We start from the raw sequence: 17882 nt of genomic DNA on the forward strand, positions 1-17882 counted from the left end.
GACAGGAGACACAGTTCGTTGGGGATGATCTCACCCATCAACTTCGAGATCAGCTCACACGCAAGTCAGCAATCAAGCTAACCGTGTCCACTTTTCGGGGGAACCCCACTTCGCGAGGACGACCTGCTCAACCACCGATGGTGGCGGTGGTGCGTTTTTGGTGGTTGACGACGTGCTCGACCACCGATGGTGGGCGCGGTGCGGTTTTTGGTGGTTGAGCCGATGAGGAGCGGAGCGACGAGGCGTGTCGAAACCTCGGTCGACCGGCGTCGGGTGGTGGCCGCCTCGGAGGTGGGCGGGTGTCGGTGTGGGGTGGTGGAGGTTTCGACGGCCGGGCGGCCTCGCTTCGCGAGGACGACCTGCTCAACCACCGATGGTGGCGGTGGTGCGTTTTTGGTGGTTGACGACGTGCTCGACCACTGATGGTGGCGGTGGTGCGTTTTTGGTGGTTGACGACGTGCTCGACCACTGATGGTGGCGGTGGTGGGCGTGGCGTCTTTGGTGGTTGACGACCTGCTCGACCACCGATGATGGGCGCGGTGCGGTTTTTGGTGGTTGAGCCGATGAGGAGCGGAGCGACGAGGCGTGTCGAAACCTCGGTCGACCGGCGTCGGGTGGCGCCACCTCGGAGGTGGGCGCGTTTCGGTGGCGCCGGAGCAGCGGGCCGGTCAGCGCTTGCGCACCGCGCCGAACTTCTGCAGCCGCAGACTGTTGGTCACCACGAACAGTGACGAGAGGGCCATCGCCGCGCCGGCGATCAGCGGGTTGAGCACGCCCAGCGCGGCGATCGGGATGGCCGCCACGTTGTAGCCGAATGCCCACACCAGGTTGGTCCGGATGGTGCGTTGCGTCGCGCCGGCCAGACCCAGTGCCGCCGGCACCGACCTCAGGTCGTCGCGGACCAGGATCACGTCGGCGGCGCCGATCGCCACATCGGTACCCCGACCGATCGCCAGACCGAGGTCGGCGGTGGCAAGCGCGGGACCGTCGTTGATGCCGTCGCCGACCATGCCCACCGAATGGCCCTCGTCCTGCAGCCGCCGGATGGTCTCGACCTTCTCGTCGGGCAGCACCTCGGCGATCACCTCGTCCACGCCCACCTCGGCGGCGACGGTACGGGCGGCTCCCTCGTTGTCGCCGGTCAGCAGGATCGTGCGCAGTCCGGCCGCCCTCAGCCCGGCGATCGCCGGGGCCGCGGAATCCTTGACCGTGTCGGCGACGGCGATCATCGCCGCCGGAGCGCCGTCGACGGTCACGTAGACGACGGTGTCACCGCGCTCCTCGGCCTCCTTGCGGGCCCGGGCGATGTCGGCGGGGATGACCGTGGCGCGTTGCGCCCATCGTGGCGACCCGACCGTCACCGTGTGCCCGGCGACCACACCGGTCACACCACGACCGGCCTCGGCGGTGAAGTCGGACACCTCGAGACGCTGCTGATCGTCGACGGCGCCCGCGATCGCCGCCCCCACGGCATGCTCGGAGGCCGCCTCGACGGCAGCGGCCAGCCCCAGGATCTCGTCGGCGTCGAAACCGTCGGCGGCGAGTACCTGCGACACCGACAACGACCCCTCGGTGACCGTGCCGGTCTTGTCGAACACGATCGTGTCGACCATTCGGGAAGTGTCGAGGGTCTGATAACCCTTCAGGAAGATGCCGAGCTGCGCACCACGGCCGGTGGCGACCATCACCGCGATCGGCGTCGCCAGACCCAGCGCGCACGGGCAGGCGATGATCAGCACGGCCAGCGCCGCCGACACCGCACGGTCGGCGGGTTCACCGATCAGCAGCCACACCGCCAGCGTGATCACCGACAACGCGACCACCACCGGGACGAAGACACCGGCGATCCGGTCGGCCAGCCGCTGCGCGCGCGCCTTACCGGTCTGTGCCTCCTCGACCAGCCGCATCATCGCGGCGAAGCGGGTGTCGGCGCCGACCGCGGCGGCCTCCACGACCAGCCGGCCGTCGAGCACGGTGGTGCCGCCGATGACCGCCTCGCCCGGCTCGGCGTCCACGGGACGCGACTCGCCGGTCATCGCCGACATATCGATCGCGGCGGTGCCCTCGATGACCAGGCCGTCGGTGGCGATGGTCTCGCCCGGGCGCACGACGAACCGCTGCTGCTCCTTGAGCTCCTCGGTGGGGATGCGCATCTCGCGGCCGTCCTTCAACAGCACCGCGACATCCTTGGCGCCGAGCGCGGCCAGCGCCCGCAACGCACCGCCGGCGCGGGAACGGGCCCGGGCCTCGAAGTAGCGTCCGGCCAGCACCAACACCGTCACACCGGTCGCGACCTCGAGGTAGATCGAGTCGCTGCTCCAGATCGCATCCCACACCCCATGGGGTTCGGCGGTATCTGGGTCGGTGGTGAACATCGTGTACAACGACCAGCCCGTTGCGGCCAGCACACCCAGGGTGACCAGGGTTTCCATCGTGGCCGCGCCGGTTCGCAGATTCTTCAACGCCACCCGGTAGAACGGCCAGGCACACCATGTCAGGATCGGCGCGGCCATCGCCAGCAGCAGCCACTGCCAGCCGGTGAAACGCATCGACGGGACGACGGCGAACACGATCGACAGGTCGGCCAGCGGCACGAACAGCACCACCGCCACCGCGAGGCGACGGAACAGGCGGGTGGCCTCGACGGCGTCGGTGTCGGGCATGGCCTGCGGCACGCTCGCGCGCGGGCTGGACCCGTAGCCCGCACCGTCGACGACCGCGCACAACTCGTCGGTGCCGATCCCGGGGGCGGCGTCGATCGTGGCGACGCGGGTCGCGTAGTTCACCGAGGCCTTGACCCCGTCGACCTTGTTGAGTTTGCGTTCCACCCGGGCGGCACACGCACCACAGGTCATGCCCGTGACGTCGAGTTGGAGACGGTGATCGCCGTCCGGCCCAGAACCCTCCCGCCCAGAACCCTCCCGCCCAGGACCCTCCCGCCCAGAACCCTCCGGCCCGGCGACTGCGGTACCGGTGGAATCGAGCCCGGCACGATCGGTAACGCTGGTCACATCATCCTCGATCTCTCACGGCGAAAGCCGCGTACACATGCTTCCCCAGGATAGGTCGTCCATGGTGCCGACCCGGTTCCCGGCTGTGACCCGGATCTCGATTCGCGGTATCGGATCGGTCAGCGGATGTGACGACGCCGTGCGGTGGCCGCGTCGATCAGCGACTCGCGCGCACGGGCCACGCGCGAACGCACGGTGCCGATGGGGCAGCCGGTGACCTCGGCCGCCTCCTGATAGGACAGCCCGAGCACCTGGGTCAGGACGAGCGCCTCACGCCGTTCGGCCGGCAGGCCCTCGAGGAGCAGGTTGACCTCCACCATGTCCTCCCAGCGGGCGCCGGCCCGCTGCGAGTGGTGGGTCTCGGCGGCGGTGACCCAGTCGACGTCGGCGGACACGCGGGGCCGTGACCGTGCATAGCGGACCTCGTCGGCGCAGACCCGTCGTGCGATCGACAGCAGCCATGTCTTGGCGCTGGACTCGGCACGGAAGCGGTGGATGGACTTGACCGCGCGCAGGTAGGTCTCCTGGGTGAGATCGTCGGCGGTGCCGGCATGACCGAGGTGGGCGATGAACCGCCAGACGTCCTTCTGGGTGGCGCGGATGAACCGGCTCAACGCGGCACGGTCGCCCTCGGCCGCCAGCAGGGCGGCGTGGGTGACCTCGGCGTCGTGGTCGGCAGCGCTGTCCATGGGACCCAACCCTAGCGGTCGGACACGGCGAGGCCGCGCCCAGGTCGGACCGGGCGCGGCCTCGTCGTGCGGTGGCGTGTGGGGATCGGTGCTGGTCGGACGGCCGCGGTTACGGGGTGACCTCGAGCCCGAAGCCGCGCAGGACGCCGCTGTAGGCCTTGGGTGGCGGCGTGGCGAACTCGCCCGACGACGTACCGGTGCGCAGCCCCATCGCGGCCATCGCCGCCAGCATGCCGACCCCGGCGGCCACACCGTCGATCACCGGTGCGCTGATCTCGGCCGACATCCGCCGGGCCAGGTCGGCCATCCCGGCGCAGCCGAGCACGATGGCGTCCGACCGGTCGGCCACCAGCGCCTCGGCGCACGCCTTGGCCAAGACGTCGGCGGTGTCGGGGCGGGACTCGAGTTCCAGGACGGGGATCTCGCAGGCGTGGATGCCCAGGCACTGGCGGCCGAAACCGTAGTGGCCCACCAGGTCGTGGGCCCGGCCGATGGTCCGCGACAGCGTGGTCACCACGGAGAACCCACGTCCGAGCGGGGCCGCGAGGTGCATCGCCGCCTCGGCGATGCCCAGCACCGGTGCGGCCGCGAGTTCACGGGCGGCGTCGAGGCCGGGATCGCCGAAGCAGGCGAGCAGGTAGCCGTCGGCATCGGGATGTGCGGCGATCGCATCGAGGACCCCCGGCACCGCCAGGGCCTCGTCGTAGTGGCTCTCGATGGACGCCGGTCCCATCGACGAGGTGACCGCGACGATCTCGGCGCCGGCCGGGGCGACCGATCGTGCGGCGGTGGCGATCACCGCGGTCATCTCGTCGGTGGTGTTCGGATTGATGACGACCAGTTTCATGAATCCGAGGATGCCCCGGCGGTGTCGAGCGTGGCGTCCATGGGTGCGGTGGTGCCGTCGGCGGAGACCGCGATGTCGCTCGTCGAGGTCGCCACCGTCTTGCCGTGGACGAACGACGCCGGCGCGAGTCGCATGCCGAGGTAGTAGATCACGAGACCGGCGGCGGCCCCCATGAACCAGGTGAAGCTCGCCTGGAACGAGGTGCCCCAGATGACGAACGAGATCGGCAGCAGCGAGGCCAGGACCACCGAGATCACCGCGACCGGGTTCCAGCCGTTGCGGTAGAAGTAGGTGCCCTGCGGCTTGATGCTGAACAGGTCGTCGACGACGATCTGCTGCTTCTTGATCAGGTAGAAGTCGGCGATCAGGATGCCGAACAGCGGGCCGATCACGGCACCGAGGGTGTCCATCGTGTAGTGGATGGCCGAGGGGTTGTTGAACAGATTCCACGGGGTGATCACGACCGAGCCGACCGCGGCGATCATGCCGCCCATCCGCCAACTGATCTTGGTGGGTGCGACATTGGAGAAGTCGAAGGCAGGGGAGACGAAGTTGGCGACGATGTTGATGCCGATGGTCGCGATCGCGAAGGTCAGGACACCGAGCACGGCGGCGGTGGTGTTGTCGATCTGGTCGACGATGTGCACCGGGTCGGTGATGATGTTGCCGTCGGCGTCGCGACCGATCACGGTGGCACCGGCAGAGACGGTGCACACCACCAGGATCGAGAAGAAGAGGAAGTTGACCGGCAGGCCCCAGAAGTTGCCCTTCCTGACCTCGCCGAACGTGCGGCCGTAGCGGGAGAAGTCACCGAAGTTGAGCATCGGACCGGAGAAGTACGACACCACCAGAGCGAAGGCGGAGATCATCGCGGTGACCGAACCCCAACCGACAGTGGGGGTTCCGGCGGACAGGTCGAAGCTGACGTTGTCCCAGCCCGCCTTGTAGATGAGGTACCCGGCCAGCAGGATCATCACGACGTACACTGCGGGACCACAGAAGTCGATGAACTTGCGGATGGTGTCCATACCGTTCCAGAACACCAGTGCCTGCAGCGCCCACATCAGGACGAAGCCACCCCAGCCGACCCATGACAGACCGAGGAAGAAGTGGGAGCCGTCCTCACCGTACTGCGCCAGCGACGGCCAGAACTTCAGGGCGAGTAGACCGAAGGCCACCGACGCCAGGTAGGTCTGGATGCCGTACCAGACCACCGCGATCAGGCCGCGGATGATGGCCGGGATGTTGGCGCCCTTCACGCCGAAGCAGATCCGGGTGGTCACCGGGTAGGGGACACCGGCCTGCTGGCTGGGCTTGGCGACCAGATTGCACAGCAGGTTGACCGCGACGATGCCGACGATCAGTGCCACCAGCACCTGCCAGGCGGCGATCCCGAGTGCGAACAGGCTGCCGGCGAAGACGTAGCCGCCCACACTGTGCACATCGGACATCCAGAACGCGAAGATGTTGTACCAGGTCCACTTCTGCTCTTTGAGCGGCGCGAGGTCCTCATTGGTCAAGGACGGGTCGTAGCCGGGTTTGATGACGCTCTCACCGGCCGCGCTGTGGTGCGCGGTCGCGGCGGCCGAGTCGGCCGATGCGGTCATTGCTGTTCTCCTCGGGAAGGGTGATGAGACTGAGAACAACGTAAGGACGTCGTGTTTCCGGTTGATTAATCGCCGAGTATATTTTCGGTGACCGGCACGGCCTCGGATGCGGTCAGGGTGTTCAATTCACGCATGAGGATCGCGTACCCCGACGGGACCGAGCCGCGCCGCCCCCACGCGCTGGTGGTGTATCTGGTCGTCACCTTCCTGGTGACGTGGGCCGTGTGGCTGCCGCTGGTGGTGCGGGCGCAGACAGGCGGTCCCGATCGCGTCCCGTGGACGTTCTTCCTCGCCTCGGCAGGCCCGATCTGTGGTGCCGTCGTCGCCTCGTTGTGGGAGGGCGGTGCGTCAGGTCTGCGTGCGTGGGCGCGGCGCACCTTCGGGGTGCGGTTCCGGCCGATCTGGTGGGTGGCCGCCATCGGCATGCCCATCGCCTACTACCTGATCGCCTTCGGCGCGGCCGCCCTCGTCGAGGGATCGTGGCCCGACACCGCACAGTTCGGCATCACCGACAAACTGCCTGGTCTGGCCTGGCCGCTCGTGGCGGTGGTGTGGGTGCTCACGTTCGGTCTGGGCGAGGAGGCCGGGTGGCGCGGCTGGCTGCTTCCCGCACTCTCGCAACATATGTCGGTGTTCTGGGCGGCCCTCGTCGTCGCGGCGGTGTGGATCACCTGGCACATCCCGGCGTTCTTCTTCAACCCGGCATATCGGGACATGGGGGCCGGGATCATCGGCTGGATGCTCGCCCTGGTCTGCGGGTCCTATCTGCTGGCCTGGATGGCCTACGGGGCGGCGTGGAGCATCATCCCCGTGCTGCTCTGGCATGCGGGATTCGACCTGCTCACCGCCGCAGACCAATCCGCCGGGGTCATCGCCGCCACGGTCAGTGCCCTGGTCATGGTCCAGGGCGTCGTCTGTGCCTGGCTGCTGTGGCGCCGGCGTCACGTCGCCGCGGCACCCGCCGGGTTCGTTTGACGCCCGGTTCGGTTGACGCCCAAGTTGATCCGGAACGGTGACGGCGACGTCCGGCGCCGCGCCGATCACCAGTCGTCGGCGTTGTCGGTGCGGTGGGCCACCGACTCCAGGATCGCCGCCTGCAACCGCGAGTGGTGCACCTTGGCGATCTCGAGAATCTGTGCGGTGTCGCGCTGTCCGAAGGCGTCGAGCAGGGCTGCGTGGTCGTCGTTGAGTGCCTGCTGGGTGGCCTCGCCGACATCGCGCATGATCTGGGACGGTTCGGTCAGATTCCACGTCGAATCCAGCATCGACAGCAGGCGGGGCATCGCGCACGGCGTGGTCAGCGACGAGTGGAATCGTCTGGTCAGATCGTGAAAAGACTTGCCGTCGTGGAACTTCGTCGCCGTCAGTAGCTGTTCGTGACACTCGCGGGCGCCGGCGATCGCGGCATCGTCGATCAGCTCCACCGCGCGGGTCAGGGCCGCCTGCTCGAGTACTCCGCGGACGAAGTAGATCTCGGTGAGCTCCTCCGCCGACAGGGTGCTCACCCGGTAACCCGCATTGCGCTGGTGGACGACAAGGCCCTCACCGACCAGCGTCTTCAGTGCCTCGCGGACCGGGATCGGGCTCACCTTGAACACGTCGGCGACCTCGCCGGGCGGGATCTGCGTGCCCGGTGGTGCATCGCCGGAGAGGATGAGGCGACGCAGTTCCTCCTCCACGTTCGGGTGTCCGGCGTGCGATCGCACCTGCGCCAGTCGGGTCACGAGGCGGTTGGGCATCCGCCGGCTCATGCGATCTCCGATCCATCGGTGATAGTCCCGTCGGGGTACACGCCCTCGGTGACGATTCCTCGGGGGCCACAGGAATCGGCGGCGATCGCGGTCTGGGTATGCGCCTCGCGCGCCGACGGGTGGGCGCGAATCCAGTCCACGATCGCCGCGGTCATCTGCTGCTGGTTGGCACGGCGGACCATCTCGTGGCCCTCGTCACCGAACATCAGCATCTCCGCGATCCGGCCCCGTGCCCGCAATTCGTGGACGATCTGCTGCGACTCACTCACCGGTACGTTCGTGTCGTGGGCGCCGTGGACCACCAGCAGGGGTGCACACACCTCGTCGATGCGATGGATCGGTGAGAGATCCTGTAACAGTTCCCGATCCGACTCTGGGTGGCCGTATTTCGTGTAGGCGGCCACCGCGATCCATGGCTCGGTGTTGCGGAAGAACGACTCCAGATCGCTCATCCCGCAGATCGCGATGCCGGCCGCGAACACCTGCGGATGAAAGGTGAGGCAGGCCAGCGTCAGATACCCGCCGTAGGAACGGCCGCTCACGTACAGGGCATCCCGGTCGGCGATCCGGTGGTCGCACAGGTACGCCGCACAGTCGGCGGCGTCGTCGATCCCCGCGTAGCGGCCGTACCGGTCGTCGGCGTGGGAGAACAGGCGACCGTACCCGGACGAGCCGCGGACGTTGGGGGCGAAGACCCCGATCCCGGCGTCGACCAGGGGGCCGAACAGGAACTGGTAGTCCGGGCGGGACTGGGACTCCGGGCCGCCGTGGAAGTACAGCACATACGGTGTCGGTCGGTCGTCGGGCGGGGTGGTGGTCGGTCGGAACAGCCACCCCGACAACGGCATCCCGTCCCGTGCTGAGAAGTGGTGCAGCTCCGGGTGCAGCGCATGCGACGGTCCCGAGCCGGCCACGACGTCGTCGGACACCGGGGTCACCTCGCGGGTGGCGGTGTTGACCAGGTGGACCAGTGGGGAGCGCTGGGGACTCGAGACGGTCAGTGCGATCAGCGATCCGGCGGCCGAGATCGACAACTCCGAGCCCACCTCGCCGGCCAGCGGGATCGGGGGGTGCAGGGTCTGGTCCGGCAGGGTGAGGATCTGCAGCTCGCTGCGACCGCCGACATTCCACAGCAACGCGACGGTGGACTGGTCATGGGAGACGGCGAACGCGTCGAGGCCGCTGTCGGGCCGTTCGGCGAGCACCCGGAAGCGGGTACCGTTCGCGCCGACCTCCACGCCGAGCAGGCGCGGATATTTGGCGTCGAAGTCGCTGCGCAACACCGCCTGCACGGAGTCGAGGTCGCGGTCGGCGTCCTGCGGCGGGCCGACGAACACCAGCGATGCGTGGTCGAAGCCCTGATCGAGGATGTACCCGTCGTCGGTGACCGAGCCGGGATCGTTGGGCAGCAGCGTCGACATCTCGATCTCGATGTCGGGCATGCCGTCTGCGCGCTCCCCGGTTTCCCGGCGCCGCAACAGCAGCATGTCGTGGTAGCCGCGCGGGCCCACCCGCAGCAGGGTGGCACCCTTCCAGGAGTCGATCAGGGCGCCGCCGACGCGGATGTCGAGGGTCTCCACGGTGCCGGTACCCGGGTGCACGCGCAGCGAATGGGCGGTGCCGTCCGGCTCGGTGGCGCTGATCAGCACCCAGTCGGTGTCCCACCCGACCAGGGTGACGGTGCCGAACGAGCGGGCCGCCGGGGTCGGACGCCGCAAGGGACCGGCGGATTCGGCCTCGGGCAGGGTGGCACCGATCCGGTGGGCGGTGTCGTCGTCGGGGTCGGTGGTGACCACCCACACCTGATGATGCTCACCGCCGCCGGGCGCGATCTCCACGGCCAGCCACTGACCGTCGCTGGAGTGCACCAGCTTTCGGACCGGCCCGCTCGACGGGACGCGCACCCACCGCAGCTCGCCGATCGAGCCGGGCGACAGGACACGCTGTGCCGCACGGGGATATCCGGTTCCGTCGTCGATGATGTAGGCGAAAGCCGAGCCGTCCGGCGACACCGACGCCCCGTATGTGTGCCATCCGGTCTCGTCGAACCGGATCTCCGGATGTGCGTGGGGGGTGGCCGTCACCGCGATCCGGCCGTTCGCGCCGAACCCGAACCCACCGAACCCGAACCCACCGAACCCGAAGCCACCGAACCCGAACCCACCGAACCCACCGAACCCGAACCCGCCGTGATCGACTCCATGGACTGGAGCCACATCTCGAGCACGGCGACCTGCCAGAGCTCGTTGCCGTCGAGGGTGGTGCGGATCCCGTTGGGGTCGGCGAACAATCGCTCGAGGGCGGCGGGTCGGTAGAGCGCGCGATCGCGCGCCGACTGCGTGCCGAGGGTGTCGGCGACCAGATCGAGCACACCACCCTCCAGATGCCGGATGCCCGGTACCGGAAAGTACCCCTTGGTCCGGTCGATCACCGCCGACGGAAGCAATGGGCGTGCACCCTCTTTGAGGACGCCCTTGCCGCCGTGGGCGAGTTTGAACTCGGCGGGGCAGCTCGCGGCGAGTTCGACGAACTCGTGGTCGAGGAACGGCACCCGCGCCTCGAGCCCCCACGCCATGGTCATGGTGTCGACGCGTTTGACCGGATCGTCCACCAGCATCACGGTGGTGTCGAGCCGCAACGCGGCATCGACGGAGGTGGCGGCTCCCGCGGCGGACTGGTGTGCGAGCGCGAATTCCCAACTGGGATCGTAATCCTGGTCACCCGGAAGGTAGTCGTCGTTGAGGATGCCGGCGATGTCGGCGTGCGAGCGGTCGAAGAACACGTCCCGGTAGGCCGCGGTGGTCTGCGACCGCGGCACCCCGGCCAGCGGCGGGTACCACGAGTAGCCGCCGAGGATCTCGTCGGCGCCCTGCCCCGACTGCACCACCTTGATCGAGCGGCTGACCTCCTGTGAGAGGAGGTAGAACGCGACGCAGTCGTGGCTGACCATGGGTTCGGCCATCGCCGCGACGGTGTCGGGGACGGCGGGCAGGAGACGTTCGGTGCCGATGTGGATCTTGTGGTGATCGGTGGCGAAGGTTTCCGCGATCAGATCCGAATAGGCATACTCGTCGCCGGATTCACCTGCGGCCGAGTCGAATCCGATGCTGAAGGTGGCGAGGTCGTGCTGTCCCTGCTCGGCCAGGAGGGCGACGACCAGCGACGAGTCGACGCCGCCGGACAGCAGGACACCCACCGGGACGTCGGCCACCATACGCCGCCGTACGGATGTGCGCAGCGACCCGATGATCTCGTGCTGCCACCGCTGCGCATCCCAGTCGAGGCGGTCGTGATGCGGTTCGAAAAGCGGTGACCAGTAACGGCGTTCGGTGCTGCGGCCCTCGCGGGTGATGGTGCGGACCGTCGCGGGTGGCAGCTTGCGGATGCCGTTGTACATGGTGTGTGGTGCGGGCACCACCGCGTGGAAGCTGAAATAGTGGTGCAGCGCGACCCGGTCGATGGAGGTGTCGACGTCACCGCCGGCGAGCAGGGCCTGTACCGACGACGCGAAGCGGAGTCGGCCCGGTGCCTCGGCGAGATACAGGGGTTTGATGCCGAGGCGGTCACGGGCGAGGGTGACGGTACCCGAGTCGGTGTCGGCGATCGCGAAGGCGAACATCCCGATCAGGTGGTCGACGCAGTCCGAACCCCAGGCGTGATAGGCCTTGAGGATCACCTCGCTGTCGGCGTGGGAGAAGAAACGGTACCCCATCGACTCGAGCTCGTCGCGAAGTTCCTCGTGGTTGTAGATGCAACCGTTGAAGACCAGCGCCAGGCCGAGTTCGGCGTCGATCATGGGCTGCCCGCCACGCTCGGACAGGTCGATGATCTTGAGTCGACGGTGCCCCAGCGCCACATGGTTTTTCACGAACAGGCCGGAGGCGTCGGGGCCGCGAGGCGTCATCGCCCGGGTCATCGCGTCGACGGCGGCGGTGTCCGGTGCCGCTCCGTCGAGTCGGATCTCGCCGCAGACTCCACACATGTGTTCGGTCCTCCTCGTGTCGACGTCCTCTCAGCGTAGGAGGTTCGCGGGTGATTTGCGGGGTACCCGCACGCGCGGGTCGCCGATGGGACGGGTGTCACCGCCACAGCGGAATGGGTGGAGGACCTACCCGCGGGGGCAGCCGGACACCGCCGGGATGCCCCGCAGGCGGGCGTCGATCCAGCTGAGGGCTTCGGGGTAGCCGGTGAGGGCGGCCACGAGGTGCTCGCCGAACACCTCACGGTAGGTGGCGTTCACCCCGAGGCGGCACTGGTCGGTGAAGAGATTGCGTGCGCCCGCCGCGGGAATCCAGAACTCCTGCGCACCCTGATAGATGTACAGCGGCGTTCCGGAGCGGTCGTCGGACCTCTGCGTGACGCGGTAGATCTCCTCGGCGACGGGGGAGTGGAACGGGTCGGGGTCCGAGCTCAGCAACTGCATGGGCAGGAAGGTGCCCCCGGCCAGCGCCTCGGGGACGGTGCACACGTTCTTGAGCGGGGAGGTGGCGATCCACTGGGCGGGGTTGTTCGCGAGGGTGAGGATCTCCGGGCGTTCGCGGGCGATGCCGAAGGTGGCGGCGTGGAACAGCCCGGTGGCCAGGTTGGCGTTCATGCTGCCCACCAGCATCCGGAAGTCGGCGGGGACGCCGCCGATCGCCGCGCCCGCGATCCGCGGGGCCAGCTCGGGCGCGTACGGGTCGATCGACGTGGCGGCACCGAGCGTGGCGATCGCGCCGCCGGAGTAGCCGGTCATCGCCACCGGACCCGACCCGAGGCCCCGCGGGTCGAGTGCGGCGGCCGCGCGTAGGGAAGCCAGGACGATGTGCCCGGCGGTGGTGGGTTCGGCGTAGGCCATCCGCGGTCCCTCGTGGTCGGGGACGATGACGCTGTATCCGCGGGCGAGGGCGAGTTGGACGGTCGGGGGGATCACGTCGGAGATCCCGGAGTTCGGTCCGATGCCGTGGACGAAGTCGAATCCGGGGGTGCAGGCGGCGCCGAGCGAGTCGATCGGCTGGTCGACCACCAGGATGGGGCGCGGGCCGGAGACCGGTGCCGGGGTGCGGGGCACGAGGATGGTGGCGGTGCCGAAGGACGGGCGGTCGACGGCGTCCCGGGTGGCGAACTTGATCTGGGTGGCGCGTGTGACGGGGGCGACCGCGAGGATCGCGGCAGGCCAGGACAGTTCGCGCCGGGCCAGCAGCTCACCGGGATGACGCCGGTCGAGGTCGGGCGCCCAGCTGTCGAAGAAGGGATCACCGACCGGGTCGGGCAGGGTCGCCTCCCGCAGCTCCTGCAGGCGACGACTCATGCCGGGTGTCACGGCCCGTTGCGGGATGGTCTGCAGGTGTGGGAACGGTGGCGGTCCGATCACCGCGTCGATCGCGTCGGGGATCTGGGCCGGGATCGGCCACATGGTGAACGGCTCGGTCGCGGTCGGCGATGTCGACACCGTCGGCGATCTGGACGGGCCGGGAGCGGCAGCGGCCGGCGCGCAGACCGACAGGGCGGCGGCCAGCAGCGTCGACGCGAGTACTGCGACCTGCCGATGGCGCATGGATCGGACCGTACGCCGAGGTGGTGGAGGTCAGATGGAGGGATGGCGTCGGGATGGGTGCCACCGCGCCGATTCGAGACCGGCGGGGCGGGGATCCGCAAGCAGGCGGGGGCAACGGGCAGGCGGGATCAGCAGGCAGGCGGGATCAGCAGGCAGGTGGGGTCAACAGGCACGCGGGGTCAACGGGGTGTGACCCAGGTGGTGATGTCACAGTGCACCACCTCGGTGCCGTGGGTGTCGACGATGCGGATCGACACCACGACATCGGTGCCGCCGGTGATCGTCGAGACGTCGAGCGGTTCGACGAAGGTCGCCTCGGCGGTCATCCGGGTGGTGGCCTTCGCGAGGTACTGCGCCGACATGCCCTTGGGCAGCCATCGATGGCTGGTCGGGAGGCTGGCCTCCATCAGCATGCCCATCGCGGTCTCGGCCAGGTTGCATGCGGCGATCGCGTGGAAGGTGCCGATGTGGTTGTGGACGCCGAACCATTTCGGTGCGATCACCCGGCAGTAGCCCGGTCGCATCTCGTCGACCAGCGGCAGGATGGTCGCGAAGTAGGGGACGCGCGCCACCATGCCCACCGAGAACAGCAGGTGGCCGACGAGGTTGTCGGGCAGGCGGCGGCGCAGTGCGTAGGTGGCAGTGCGTGCGACGCGGTCGGTGCTCATGGGGGCCGACGATACTACTCGTCGGTAAGGCGGCGACGATCCGCCCATGCTCACGGGTCAGTTCGCCTTGCGGCGGAACGCGAATCGGATCGCCTCGCGGTTCACACCGGCCACCGCGTCGAGGTCGATCCCGGCCGGGCACACCGTCGCGCACTCGCCGAAGGTGGAGCACGGCCCGAACTCACGGTCGAGCTGACCGGTGATGGCCCGTGCGCGCCGGCCCCGCTCGGTGCGCCCCGCGGTGACCGCGGCCAGATGGAGCAGCTTGGCGCCGGCGAACAGGTGCGCGGCCCCGTTGGGACATGCCGCGACGCAGGCACCGCAACCGATACACGCCGCGAAGTCGAGGGCGGTCTCGGCGACGTCGTGCGGCACCGGGACCGCATCGGCGTCGGGGGCCTGCCCGGCGTTCAGGCCGACATGTCCACCGGCCTCGATCACCCGGTCGAGGGCCGAACGGTCCACCACGAGATCCCGGACCACCGGAAAGGCGCCCGCGCGCAAGGGTTCCAGCCTGAGGTGCGTGATGGTGCCGAACTGCCGCAGATGCTGGCGGCACGACGGGGTGTTGGGGGTCGGGCCGTGTGGCCGGCCGTTGACCATCACCCCGCAGGAACCACACACGCCCTCACGGCAATCCGAGTCGAAGGCCACCGGCTCGTCACCCTCGGCGACGAGCCGGTCGTTGAGGCGGTCGAGCACGTCGAGCAGCGACATCTCCGGGGTCGCGTCGTCGAGGGTGTAGGTCTCGAAGTGGCCGGGGGTCGACGTGCTCGACTGTCGCCAGGCCTCGATGGTGATCCGCATCCGGTTGCCTCACTGATAGTTTCGGGTCTGCAGGGGAACCGCGTCGAAGGTGAGTGGTTCCCGGTGCCGGATGTGCCGGCCATCGGTGGTGGTCTCCCACGCCGACACGGTGCACCAACTGTCGTCGTCGCGGCGCGCCTCGCCCTGTGCGGTCTGATGGTCGACGCGGAAGTGCGCGCCGCAGGACTCGTCACGATCGAGGGCGTCGACGCACATCAACTCGGCGAGCTCGAGGAAGTCGGCGACCCGCCCGGCCCGTTCGAGCTCCTGGTTGAACTCCGACGCGGAGCCGACGACACACACATCCGACCAGAATTCCGCACGCAGCGAACGGATCTCACTGATCGCGGTGGTCAGCCCTGCGGGGCTGCGCGAGACTCCGCACCCGGCCTGGAGGATCTCCCCGAGTCGGCGGTGGAAGCGGTCCGGGCCGGTGCTCCCGCCCACGTCGAGGAGGTCCGTGATGCGCCCGGTCACCGCGTCGACGGCGCTCCGCACCGCGTCGTGGTCGAGGGGCAGGGGGTCGTCACCGAGAAGGGGTGCAAGATAATTCGGGATCGAGTAAGGGAGGGTGAACCAGCCGTCCACGCACGCCGACAGCAACGAGTTGGCGCCGAGTCGGTTGGCGCCGTGGTATCCCCAGCCCGCCTCGCCGCCGACGAAAAGTCCTGGGATGGAGGTCATCTGGTCGTAGTCCGACCACAGCCCGCCCATCGTGAAGTGGGCGGCCGGGGCGATCCGCATCGGCACCTCGTAAGGATCCTCGCCGGTCGCATCGTGATACATCGAGAAGAGGTTGCCGTAGCGTTCGGCGATGGTGGCGCGGCCGAGTCGGGCGAGGGCATCGGCGAAGTCGAGATACACCGAGTTGCGCAGGGGGCCGACCCCGTGGCCGGCGTCGATCCGTTCGCGTGCGGCCCGCGAGGCCACGTCCCGCGGGGTCAGATTGCCATAGGCCGGGTACTTCCGTTCCAGGTAGTGGTCCCGGTCGGCGTCAGGGATGTCGTTCGGCGCGCGCTCGTCGCCGGCGACCCGCGGCACCCAGATCCGGCCGTCGTTGCGCAGTGATTCGCTCATCAGCGTCGTCTTGGTCTGCCACGGCGCGCTCACCGGCAGTGCGGTGGGATGGAACTGGACGAACGACGGCGACGCCATGAGCGCCCCGCGGCGGTGCGACCGCCAGGCGGCGGTCGCATTGCTGTTGCGCGCGAGGGTGGACTGGAAGAACACCGTCCCGTAGCCGCCGGTCGCCAGCACCACCGCGTGCGCGGTCTGCGCACCGATCCGCCCCGTGACCAGATCCCGGACCACGATGCCCTGCGCGCGACCGTCGGCGACGACCAGGTCGAGCATCTCGCTCCGGGTGTGCAGGGTGACCCCGCCCGCCGCGACCTGCCGCAGCAATGCCTGTGATGCCGCGACCTGCAACTGCTGGCCGGTCTGCCCGCGCGTGTAATAGGTCCGCGACACCTGCACGCCACCGAACGACCGCGTGGCCAGCGAACCGCCGTACTCGCGCGCGAACGGTGCCCCGATCGCATCGAGGTGGTCGATCACCCGGATCGACTCCTCGGCCAGCCGGAACGCGTCGGCCTCACGGGAGCGGAAGTCGCCGCCCTTGACGGTGTCGACGACGAAGCGGTGGATCGAGTCGTTGTCGACCTTGCGGGCTCGCGCCGCGTTGATCCCGCCCTGCGCGGCGACGCTGTGCGCCCGGCGCGGCGCGTCGTGGAAGGTGAAAGCGTGTACGTCGTAACCGAGTTCGCCGAGTGCGGCAGCGCACCCCGCCCCGGCGAGGCCGGTACCGACGACGATCACGGTGAACTTGCGGCGATTGAGCGGGCCCACCAGCCGGTAGGAGTCCCGGCGTCGCTGCCACGCGGTGGCCGGATCGCCGTCGGGGACACCGGGATCGAGCGGTTGCTCGATGGTCGGCTCGTGGCCCATCAGCCCACCGCCCCGGCCAGTACCGCGATCGGGATGCTCACGTTCCCGATCATCACCACCGCAGCCACCACCAGTGCGATCGCCGCACCGGCCTGCCGCACTCGGCGACCTGTGGCGCCGAGGTCGTTGACCACGCTCCAGAGGCCGTGCACCAGGTGGAGTCCGAGCAACACCATCACCACGATGTAGAACAGGGCCATCGGCCAGCGCTGGAGACTCTCGACCAGATTGTGGTGGGCGTGCGAGGTGTCGGGGGTCGTGGACTCGAACGACGATGCCGCGACCGGACGGGTCCCGGTGGTCAGGTCGAGGATGTGCACCACGATGAACACCAGCAGCACGAGCCCGGTGTAGGGCATCAGTGTGGCGGGCAGCCGCCGCAGTCCCATGCCCGTGCGGCGGAAGCGCCCGCGCGCCCGGTGTGCGCGCCCGATCAGCATCGTCGATGCCCCGACGTGGGCGATCAGACAGATCAGCAGGACCATGCGGAAGATCCACAGCGTGCCCTCGTACGGCAGCAGCGGCTCGAGCAGGGTCCGCAGCCAGTGCGCGTAGGCGTCGAAGTGTTCGGCACCGGTGTAGACCTTCAGGTTCCCGATCATGTGGACCCCGACGAACAGTGCGAAGACCGTCCCGGTCAGCGCCATAGTCACCTTGAGCGTCGCCGTGGACGGGCGTGGTGGGCCGGTGGTGGGCAGCGGTGCGACCGCGGTGGGCACGCTGATCGGGGGTATGGCGGTCGGCGGGGTCGGGGTCGTGCACTCGGGGGTGGGGGGCGCAGAGGTGGGGGGCGCAGAGGTGGGGGGCTCGGGGGGAGGGGATGCGGACGGCGACGGGAATCGCGTGCTCATGCCAGGCCTTCCGGTCGGCTCGGGGGCCGGCGAGCCGGGTGTCGGTACCCGAGAGACACGGTATTGCCTGACACGCCGGAATGCCGGACAACCGTCGCGGGCCGGTCTGCGAGAAATACGGTGTTCGTGACGACTCACGTGAGGGAAGGACTCGGCGGCGTGACATAC

General features: G+C 69.0%; 12 protein-coding genes and 1 pseudogene. 1 reads left to right on the top strand and 12 read right to left on the bottom strand.

All coding sequences use genetic code 11. The features are described from left to right. Positions 1-668: 668 nt before the first annotated feature. The 4 genes from ACWDUA_RS14665 to ACWDUA_RS14680 form a co-directional block, all read right to left on the bottom strand. The gene (locus ACWDUA_RS14665; protein WP_449751738.1) at positions 669-3011 is read right to left on the bottom strand and encodes a heavy metal translocating P-type ATPase; all 2343 of its coding nucleotides are present in this window, start codon (positions 3009-3011) and stop codon (positions 669-671) included. A 119-nt stretch (positions 3012-3130) separates the two neighbouring features. Beyond that, positions 3131-3700, bottom strand: coding sequence for a sigma-70 family RNA polymerase sigma factor (locus tag ACWDUA_RS14670; RefSeq protein ID WP_449751739.1), 570 nt, complete (start codon positions 3698-3700; stop codon positions 3131-3133). A gap of 109 nt (positions 3701-3809) precedes the next feature. Continuing rightward, entirely contained in the window at positions 3810-4547 is a 738-nt protein-coding gene (locus tag ACWDUA_RS14675) for an aspartate/glutamate racemase family protein (protein WP_449751740.1), read from the bottom strand. Next, positions 4544-6154, bottom strand: coding sequence for an NCS1 family nucleobase:cation symporter-1 (locus ACWDUA_RS14680; RefSeq protein ID WP_449751741.1), 1611 nt, complete (start codon positions 6152-6154; stop codon positions 4544-4546). Before ACWDUA_RS14680 ends, ACWDUA_RS14675 begins: the two co-directional genes overlap by 4 nt. Positions 6155-6286: 132 nt before the next feature. Between ACWDUA_RS14680 and ACWDUA_RS14685 the strand changes: the two genes are divergently transcribed. After that, on the top strand, positions 6287-7129 hold the full coding sequence (locus ACWDUA_RS14685) for a CPBP family intramembrane glutamic endopeptidase (protein ID WP_449751742.1): 843 nt from the start codon (positions 6287-6289) through the stop codon (positions 7127-7129). A gap of 65 nt (positions 7130-7194) precedes the next feature. Here ACWDUA_RS14685 and ACWDUA_RS14690 read toward each other — a convergent pair whose 3' ends face one another. The 8 genes and pseudogenes from ACWDUA_RS14690 to ACWDUA_RS14725 all read right to left on the bottom strand — a co-directional run bounded on the left by ACWDUA_RS14690 (position 7195) and on the right by ACWDUA_RS14725 (position 17588). Beyond that, positions 7195-7905 (bottom strand): GntR family transcriptional regulator, encoded by a 711-nt coding sequence (locus ACWDUA_RS14690; protein WP_449751743.1) that lies wholly within the window; start codon positions 7903-7905, stop codon positions 7195-7197. Further along, a complete protein-coding gene (locus ACWDUA_RS14695; RefSeq protein ID WP_449751744.1) occupies positions 7902-9989 on the bottom strand; it encodes an alpha/beta hydrolase family protein in 2088 nt (695 codons plus the stop codon). Before ACWDUA_RS14695 ends, ACWDUA_RS14690 begins: the two co-directional genes overlap by 4 nt. A 107-nt stretch (positions 9990-10096) precedes the next feature. Beyond that, positions 10097-11887, bottom strand: a pseudogene (locus tag ACWDUA_RS14700) (N-acetylglutaminylglutamine amidotransferase); the annotation flags it as partial. 126 nt (positions 11888-12013) lie between these two features. Beyond that, complete coding sequence (locus tag ACWDUA_RS14705; RefSeq protein ID WP_449751745.1) at positions 12014-13441, bottom strand: lipase family protein; 1428 nt, start codon at positions 13439-13441, stop codon at positions 12014-12016. Positions 13442-13620: 179 nt separating this feature from the next. Further along, positions 13621-14109 carry a hotdog fold domain-containing protein gene (locus ACWDUA_RS14710; RefSeq protein ID WP_449751746.1) on the bottom strand — a complete coding sequence of 163 codons (489 nt, stop codon included), beginning with the start codon at positions 14107-14109 and terminating at the stop codon, positions 13621-13623. Positions 14110-14166: 57 nt separating this feature from the next. Then, the gene (locus ACWDUA_RS14715; protein WP_449751747.1) at positions 14167-14916 is read right to left on the bottom strand and encodes a succinate dehydrogenase/fumarate reductase iron-sulfur subunit; all 750 of its coding nucleotides are present in this window, start codon (positions 14914-14916) and stop codon (positions 14167-14169) included. 9 nt (positions 14917-14925) lie between these two features. After that, a complete protein-coding gene (locus ACWDUA_RS14720; protein WP_449751748.1) occupies positions 14926-16863 on the bottom strand; it encodes a fumarate reductase/succinate dehydrogenase flavoprotein subunit in 1938 nt (645 codons plus the stop codon). Then, positions 16863-17588: a succinate dehydrogenase cytochrome b subunit gene (locus ACWDUA_RS14725; protein WP_449751801.1), complete on the bottom strand. Its 726-nt coding sequence runs from the start codon at positions 17586-17588 to the stop codon at positions 16863-16865. Before ACWDUA_RS14725 ends, ACWDUA_RS14720 begins: the two co-directional genes overlap by 1 nt. Positions 17589-17882: the final 294 nt, after the last annotated feature.

Source organism: Gordonia sp. NPDC003376 (genome assembly GCF_053589235.1).

Excerpts from the sequence above, each read along its gene's own strand:
- ACWDUA_RS14670 (WP_449751739.1), bottom strand. The coding sequence starts at position 3,700 with ATGGACAGCGCTGCCGACCACGACGCCGAGGTCACCCACGCCGCCCTG.
- ACWDUA_RS14675 (WP_449751740.1), bottom strand. The coding sequence starts at position 4,547 with ATGAAACTGGTCGTCATCAATCCGAACACCACCGACGAGATGACCGCG.
- ACWDUA_RS14680 (WP_449751741.1), bottom strand. The coding sequence starts at position 6,154 with ATGACCGCATCGGCCGACTCGGCCGCCGCGACCGCGCACCACAGCGCG.
- ACWDUA_RS14685 (WP_449751742.1), top strand. The coding sequence starts at position 6,287 with ATGAGGATCGCGTACCCCGACGGGACCGAGCCGCGCCGCCCCCACGCG.
- ACWDUA_RS14690 (WP_449751743.1), bottom strand. The coding sequence starts at position 7,905 with ATGAGCCGGCGGATGCCCAACCGCCTCGTGACCCGACTGGCGCAGGTG.
- ACWDUA_RS14705 (WP_449751745.1), bottom strand. The coding sequence starts at position 13,441 with ATGCGCCATCGGCAGGTCGCAGTACTCGCGTCGACGCTGCTGGCCGCC.
- ACWDUA_RS14710 (WP_449751746.1), bottom strand. The coding sequence starts at position 14,109 with ATGAGCACCGACCGCGTCGCACGCACTGCCACCTACGCACTGCGCCGC.
- ACWDUA_RS14715 (WP_449751747.1), bottom strand. The coding sequence starts at position 14,916 with ATGCGGATCACCATCGAGGCCTGGCGACAGTCGAGCACGTCGACCCCC.
- ACWDUA_RS14720 (WP_449751748.1), bottom strand. The coding sequence starts at position 16,863 with ATGGGCCACGAGCCGACCATCGAGCAACCGCTCGATCCCGGTGTCCCC.